Raw genomic sequence first — 7,202 nt, 5'->3', positions numbered from 1 at the left:
CGCCAAGCCCCGCTTGGCGGGAAACCGAATCGGATGCAATGGCGACATTTTCGCCTTGCATGCCCCCTCGGCAGGGACAAGAAGGGATACACGGGCTGATCCCAGGCCAAGGGGGCGGTGCCACCCCGGCCCAAAAGCGCGGCGCACAGCACTCTAAAGGGCTGAATCCAGGCCCAGTGGCCCGTGCCACCTCAGACCTGAGGCGCCACACCAAAACGCTGCTCAATAAAAAACGCTGCACCGAGAACCAACCCAGTGCAGCGCTTCACGAACTAAGCCGCCAATCAAGCCGCGTAACGGCGAATCCGAATCGACATGTCTTCCAACCACCGAATGCCGCTTTGCTCAGCTCGCTCACACCAGGCCTGCAACTGCGCCAACATTTGTTCACGGCTCAAGTTGGTTTTTTCCCAAATAGCTCGCAACTCACGGCGCATTTCAACCAGGGTGTTTAGCATTTTCGATTGAGCACACAATTGGGCCAACTCAGCCTGCTGTTGCTCAGTCAGCTTCACCTCATCAATGGAGAGCAATTTTTTGGCCTTGGTCAACACACTGCGCTCTTGAGCGTTGCGGGCACGCTGCTTAAGCAAAGCAGCCTCCGAACGGAACGCCTTGCGCATGGAGCTCGCATAGCGGGCCATCACGTCGTAACGGTGATTAACCACGGCCTGTACAGTGGCCAGGTCCAGGGCTTTTTTGCCATCGGGGCTAAAACGCGGGGCCTCTGCCACCTTTTTCACTTTGGCCAAACCCAAGGCACTAAAAATACGGATGTACATCCATCCGATGTCGAACTCGTACCACTTGGAACTGAGTTTCGCGGATGTGGCATGCGTGTGGTGATTGTTGTGCAGTTCCTCACCGCCAATCAAAATACCAAAAGGCGAAATATTGCGACTTGCGTCGGGGCAATCAAAGTTGCGGTAGCCCCAAAAGTGACCGATGCCGTTAATGACGCCAGCGGCCAGCACAGGGATCCACAGCATTTGCACACCCCAAATGCTCACGCCAGGGAAACCAAACAAAATGAAGCTCAGCACCAGGGTAAAGCCCACGCCTTGCCATGGAAATTTTTCGTACACGTTGAATTCCAGCCAATCACTGGGTGTGCCGTGGCTGTATTTGGCCAGGGTTTCCTTGTTTTTAGCCTCTGCGCGATACAGCTCGGCGCCCTCCCAAAACACCTTCTTGAGCCCACGGGTTTGGGGGCTGTGGGGGTCGTCTGGGGTTTCACACTTGGCGTGGTGCTTGCGGTGAATGGCCGCCCAAGCGCGTGTGCTCATGCCTGTGGTCAGCCACAGCCAGGCCCTGAAGAAATGAGCCAAGGCGGGGTGCACTTCGAGGGCACGGTGGGCCTGGCAACGATGCAAATAAACGGTAACGGCCACAATGGTAATGTGGGTCACCACCAGGGTGTACACCACCATTTCGCCCCAAGAGGCGCCGGTCAGGCCGGAGGTCAAAAAATCAATCATGTTCACAATCTCTGTTGTCGTGGTTTAACAGGCACGGTCAACTTGGCTTGCTTCTGGGTCGCCGTGTAATCTATTTTCAGTGTACAAGTGTACTTTTAAAGCCGAAACACATTTGGAATTTATATTCAGTTCAGGCCTTGGACCGTTGTAACACTGCTGCAAAAAAGCCGTCCGATTCGCCATCTTCCGGCCAAATTCGAAGCATGTCTTGCGCTGTATCCGCCTTGGTGGGGCGTTCTCCAGGGTTGAGCACCTCCGTCCACCGACGAAGGCGAAACTCAGGATGATCCTGAAGAAATGCTTGAACAATGTCTTCGTTTTCGTCGCGAAGAACACTGCAGGTGATGTACACAAGCCGACCATCGGGCTTCACCAAACGGGCCGCATGCTCGATGATGGATTTTTGCTTCACTTTTAATTCTGACAGGCTTTGCAAATCCTGTCTAAACTTTAGATCCGGGTTACGCCTGAGGGTTCCCATGCCGCTACAAGGCACGTCCACCAGCACCCGGTCTGCTTTCCCGAAATACTTGTTCAGGCGTGCATCAGCCTCATCATTAATCACCATGGTGTAAAAATTACTCAAACCTGCGCGCGCGGCGCGTGGCTTGAATTTTTGCAACCGACGCTCCGAAGTATCCAGCGCAACCACACGGCCTGTGTTTTTCATCAGGGCTGCAATGGCCAGGGTTTTACCACCTGCACCGGCACAAAAATCAATGACCAAGTCGCTTCGCCGTGGCGCCACCAAGCGGCTCACCCATTGGCTACCGGCGTCCTGCACCTCCATCAGACCATCCTGAAACAACTCGGTTCGCCCAATCACAGGCTTACCCACTGCGCGCAATCCATCTGGCAGGCCCTCAATGGGGTGCATTTCGATGCCCAAAGCCGCCAAAGCCGCCAACAATTCAGCGCTGGTGGTTTTAAGCGTATTCACCCGCACATCCAAGGGGGCAGCACTTAAAACCGCTTGCGCGAAGCTCTCTGCGCGGCCCACCCCAAACTGCTCTTCAAGCTTGCGGTAAAGCCATTCCGGCAAACAAGTGCGCGCTTCAAGGTTGAGGTTATCAGCCTGCACATTGATTACACGGCTCAGCCACTCGTTATCCTCGCGTTTGCCAGCCGACCAAATGGCCTCTGGCGCACCGCTCCAAAGCAGGGCCAGCTTGGCTTGGCGCATCACCGAAGGCCCTTCCCCAGCTTGGGCAAGGTGGTTAATCCTGAAGCGGTATCGCAACCAGCAATAGGCAGCCTCTGCGACCAAGGGGCGATCACGGCCCCCCAACTCGGGATGATCTTTAAAAAATCGTGAAATGGTGGCATCCGCTGGACCGTCGAACTGATTCAACAAATCAATCAGCTGGGCGACTTGGCTGACCAGTCCGTACCTGGAAATGGTGGCGTCTTTGGCCTTGCGTGGGCCGCCCTTGCCAGCAGGTTTGCGAAAGGGCGTGTTCTTTTTGCCTGTGTTTGCCATGGCAATGGTGTTCTCTGTGGAGGTTTATGGAAGGGCGTGCACCAAAGCGTTGGCCAGCGCGCCCTGAAGGCGCCCTTGAGCCAACACAATTTGACCACTGGCCAAAGCGGCCACGGCACGCGGGTAAATCACATGCTCCAAGGCCAACACGCGCTGGGCGAGGTCCTCTGCGGTATCGCCGGGCAACACTGGCACAACGGCCTGGTCCACGATGGGGCCATGGTCCAACTGCGCTGTCACCAAGTGCACTGTAACGCCATGCACCCGCACCCCTGCATCCAGGGCTTGCTGGTGAGTATTCAAACCGGGGAAAGCGGGCAACAACGAGGGGTGCACATTCACCAACCTGCCTTCAAACCTGGCCACAAAGCCCGCGGTAAGAATTCGCATAAAGCCCGCCAACACCACCCAGTCAGGCTTGTGTTGCTCGATCAGGTCGGCCAGGGCGGCATCAAAGGGCTCCCTGCCCTCAAAACCAGTGTGGTCGAGAACGGCCGTGGGAATGCCGGCTTCAACGGCCAAAGCAAGCCCACCAGCCTGCGGACGGTTGGAAATCACCGCCGCAATGCGGTAGGCGCCAGAAGATTTGGCGTGATCGATAAGGGCCTTTAAATTGGAGCCTCGCCCGGAAATCAGGACGACAATGGTGGGTGCGGTTTTTTGCATGGCGCGAGTTTATCACTGTGCAAGGGAAAACGCCCTTGTTTTATGGAATCAGGCCGTATAATGACGGGTTGTTCTGCAACCATCCAACTCAGCTTCACGGCATGAAGATCACCCGCCGCCCGGGCACTTCCCACCAGCGCCAAGGCACTGCACTGACCATCGGCAACTTCGACGGGGTCCATCAAGGCCACGCGGCTTTGTTCGCCCGTGTTGTAAAGGCGGCACAAACCCAAGGTCTCGTGCCCACTGTGGTCACCCTGCACCCCCACCCCAAAGAGTTTTTCAGCCCCGAGTTCAAGCTCAGCCGCATTTCAACCTTGCGCGACCGAATCATCGAAATGAAGCGCTGTGGCATTGAACAGGTCTGCATATTGCCCTTCAACAAATCCACCGCCTGCCTTAGCCCTCAAGCGTTTGTGCAAGAGGTATTGGTTCGCCAGCTTAATGCAAAGCAGGTGTGGGTGGGCGACGACTTTCGCTTTGGGGCCAAACGAGCCGGTGATTTCGAACTGCTCAAAGCCCTGGGCAGCAGCCACGGCTTTACCGTTAGCGACCTCGCTGAAGTTCAAAGCAACGGCAGCCGCGTGTCCAGTTCCAACATTCGTGAAGCCTTGCAAGCCGGTGACGTACCCAGAGCCACACACATGCTCGGTCACCCGCTGGTGTATTCTGGTCATATCGTGCATGGCAAAAAGCTGGGGCGTACGTTGGGCTTTCCCACCATGAATTTGCGCATCGCCGGGCGAGCCAGTGCACTGACTGGCATTTTGGCAGTCTGGGTGCATGGTCTTGGGCCAAGCCCCCTGCCCGCAGTGGCCAGCATGGGCGTGCGCCCCACGGTGGAACAGTCCGATCAAATCCTGCTTGAAACCTTCATTCCCAACTGGCAGGGCAATGCCTACGGCAAGTTGCTGCGCATCGAAGTGCTCGCCCACATTCGCCCCGAGCAACATTTTGACTCTTTAGACACCATGGTTGAGCAAATGCACCAAGACACGACCAAAGCCATGGCTTTGCTTGCTGCCGCACAACCAAGAATCACCCACACAGGCTGTTAACCCAACATGGATTACAAAAACACTCTTAACCTGCCCGACACGCCCTTCCCCATGCGCGGCAATCTGCCTGCGCGGGAGCCCAACTGGGTCGAACAATGGTGCAAGGAAGACCTGTACAAAGCCATTCGGGAAGCCAAAGCAGGCAAACCCAAATTTGTGCTGCACGACGGCCCACCCTACGCCAACGGCGACATCCACATTGGTCACGCCGTCAACAAAATCCTCAAAGACATCATCGTCAAAAGCCGCTGCCTGGCTGGCTACGATGCGCGCTACGTTCCCGGCTGGGACTGCCATGGCATGCCCATCGAGATCCAGATCGAAAAAACCCACGGCAAGGGCAAACCCACCCTGGAGGTTCAAGAAAAAAGCCGCGCTTATGCTGCCGAGCAAATTGAACGCCAAAAAAAGGATTTCATTCGACTCGGGGTACTGGCCGACTGGGGCAACCCCTACAAAACCATGAATTTCCAGAACGAGGCCGACGAGCTGCGCGCTTTGGGCAAGATCATGGAAAAGGGCTACGTATTCCGAGGCTTGAAACCCGTGAACTGGTGCTTCGATTGCGGCTCAGCCCTGGCTGAAGCTGAGGTGGAATACAAAGACAAGCAAGACATCGCAGTCGACGTGGGTTTTGCATTCAACCCAGCACAGCTGTCAGAGTTAGCGGCTGCCTTCAACCTGCCATTGGCCACGCTGCAAGCCAAGCCAGGCCAATTGGTGATTTGGACCACCACCCCGTGGACCCTGCCGGCCAACCAAGCGCTCAACGTACATCCGGAGCTGGTTTACAGCCTGGTGGACGTGGGCAGCAAGTTTTTGTTGCTGGCCCAGGAACGGGTAAAAGCTTGCCTTGAAAGTTATGGACTCGAGGGCAACGAGGTGGCCACCACCACCGGCGCCAAGCTGGAGGGAATTGGCTTTCAACACCCGTTTTACGACCGCTTAAGCCCCGTGTACTTGGCCGACTATGTGAGCACCGATGCGGGCACAGGCATTGTGCACTGCGCCCCCGCTTACGGGGTGGACGACTTTAACACCAGCAAGGCCTATGGCCTCAAAGACAGCGACATCCTCAACCCGGTGATGGGCAACGGTGTTTATGCCGACTCCCTGCCGTTGTTTGGTGGTTTGCACATTTGGAAGGCCAACCCTTTGATCGTCGAAAAAATGATTGAGGTCGGTTCGCTCATCAAGCAAGTCAAGTTTGGCCACAGCTACATGCACTGCTGGCGACACAAAACCCCGGTGATTTACCGCGCCACCTCGCAGTGGTTTGCCGGCATGGACGTACCCGCCAATGATGGCAGCGGGACCCTGCGCGAAAAAGCCCTGGCAGGTGTTGAGGCCACGCAGTTTTTCCCGGCTTGGGGCAAAGCTCGCTTGCACGCCATGATTGCCAACCGCCCCGACTGGACCTTGTCTCGCCAGCGCCAATGGGGTGTGCCCATGGCCTTTTTGGTGCATCGCGAAACGGGTGAATTGCACCCCCGAACCCCAGAGCTGATCGAAACCATCGCCCAGCTTATCGAGAAGCAGGGCATTGAGGCTTGGCAACACATCACGGTGGAGGAGTTGATTGGCTCTGAAGCCAAAGACTATGTAAAAAACCCGGACACACTGGATGTGTGGTTCGACTCGGGCACCACACATGAAACCGTGCTGCGCGGCAGCCATGCCGATGAAAGCCATTTTCCGGCCGACCTGTACCTCGAGGGCTCTGATCAACATCGCGGTTGGTTCCATTCCTCCCTGCTCACCAGTTGCATGATCAACGGCGTAGCCCCTTACAAGGCCTTGCTCACGCATGGTTTCGTGGTCGATGGCCAAGGCCGCAAAATGAGCAAATCGATGGGCAATGTGATCGCGCCCCAACAGGTGTCCGACAAAATGGGCGCTGAAATTTTGCGCCTCTGGGTGGCCAGCACCGATTACTCAGGCGAACTCACAATCTCTGACGAAATCCTGAAACGTGTGGTCGAGAGCTACCGCCGCATTCGAAACACCCTGCGCTTTTTGCTGGCCAACCTGTCGGACTTTGATTTTGCCACGCAAGCTGTGCCCACGGGCGAACTGCTAGAACTGGATCAATACGCACTCACCTTGTTGGCCCGCCTGCAGAGCGAATGCGAAACCCATTACCAGGAATATGAATTCCACCCCATCGTCAGCAAGTTGCAAATTTTCTGCTCTGAAGATCTTGGGGCCTTTTACCTCGACGTGCTCAAAGACCGCCTGTACACCACCGGCGTTGATTCGCTTGCACGCCGAAGCGCACAAACCACGCTGTACCACATCACGCATGCCCTGCTTCGTCTAATGGCCCCCATTTTGAGCTTCACCGCAGAAGAAGCCCGCGAAGTGATGGGCAATGTTGAAGCCTCTATTTTTTGCAATGAGTTTTATCAGGTACCAACTGTGGCTGATGCAGAAGCACTTTCTGCCAAATGGGCCACCCTGCTGGCCCTGCGCGGTCGCGTGGTCAAAGAACTTGAAAACCTGCGTAGCGCCGGCGCCATT

5 protein-coding genes are annotated in these 7,202 nt (G+C 56.2%); 2 read left to right on the top strand and 3 right to left on the bottom strand.

All coding sequences use genetic code 11. The features are described 5' to 3' along the window. Window positions 1–284: 284 nt before the first annotated feature. The 3 genes from ACEQU8_RS12370 to purN all read right to left on the bottom strand — a co-directional run bounded on the left by ACEQU8_RS12370 (window position 285) and on the right by purN (window position 3,624). The gene (locus ACEQU8_RS12370; RefSeq protein WP_370263999.1) at window positions 285–1,478 is read right to left on the bottom strand and encodes a fatty acid desaturase; all 1,194 of its coding nucleotides are present in this window, start codon (window positions 1,476–1,478) and stop codon (window positions 285–287) included. A gap of 130 nt (window positions 1,479–1,608) precedes the next feature. Further along, complete coding sequence (locus ACEQU8_RS12365) at window positions 1,609–2,958, bottom strand: RsmB/NOP family class I SAM-dependent RNA methyltransferase (protein WP_370263997.1); 1,350 nt, start codon at window positions 2,956–2,958, stop codon at window positions 1,609–1,611. A gap of 24 nt (window positions 2,959–2,982) precedes the next feature. After that, the gene (gene purN, locus ACEQU8_RS12360) at window positions 2,983–3,624 is read right to left on the bottom strand and encodes a phosphoribosylglycinamide formyltransferase (protein WP_370263995.1); all 642 of its coding nucleotides are present in this window, start codon (window positions 3,622–3,624) and stop codon (window positions 2,983–2,985) included. 101 nt (window positions 3,625–3,725) lie between these two features. Here purN and ACEQU8_RS12355 point away from each other — a divergent pair, with 101 nt between their 5' ends. Both ACEQU8_RS12355 and ileS read left to right on the top strand, forming a co-directional pair. Beyond that, window positions 3,726–4,682 carry a bifunctional riboflavin kinase/FAD synthetase gene (locus ACEQU8_RS12355; protein ID WP_370263994.1) on the top strand — a complete coding sequence of 319 codons (957 nt, stop codon included), beginning with the start codon at window positions 3,726–3,728 and terminating at the stop codon, window positions 4,680–4,682. 6 nt (window positions 4,683–4,688) lie between these two features. Continuing rightward, a partial coding sequence (gene ileS, locus ACEQU8_RS12350) for an isoleucine--tRNA ligase (RefSeq protein ID WP_370263993.1) occupies window positions 4,689–7,202 on the top strand: 2,514 nt, incomplete at its 3' end.

The organism is Limnobacter sp. (genome assembly GCF_964228395.1).
In the GTDB taxonomy this organism is placed as follows: Bacteria; Pseudomonadota; Gammaproteobacteria; order Burkholderiales; family Burkholderiaceae_B; genus Limnobacter.
This window is presented reverse-complemented; position numbering and strand designations above follow the sequence as displayed.

Bases quoted from the DNA above. Each gene is read 5' to 3' on its own strand.
- ACEQU8_RS12370 (WP_370263999.1), bottom strand. From the start codon at position 1,478: ATGATTGATTTTTTGACCTCCGGCCTGACCGGCGCCTCTTGGGGCGAA.
- ACEQU8_RS12365 (WP_370263997.1), bottom strand. From the start codon at position 2,958: ATGGCAAACACAGGCAAAAAGAACACGCCCTTTCGCAAACCTGCTGGC.
- purN (WP_370263995.1), bottom strand. From the start codon at position 3,624: ATGCAAAAAACCGCACCCACCATTGTCGTCCTGATTTCCGGGCGAGGC.
- ACEQU8_RS12355 (WP_370263994.1), top strand. From the start codon at position 3,726: ATGAAGATCACCCGCCGCCCGGGCACTTCCCACCAGCGCCAAGGCACT.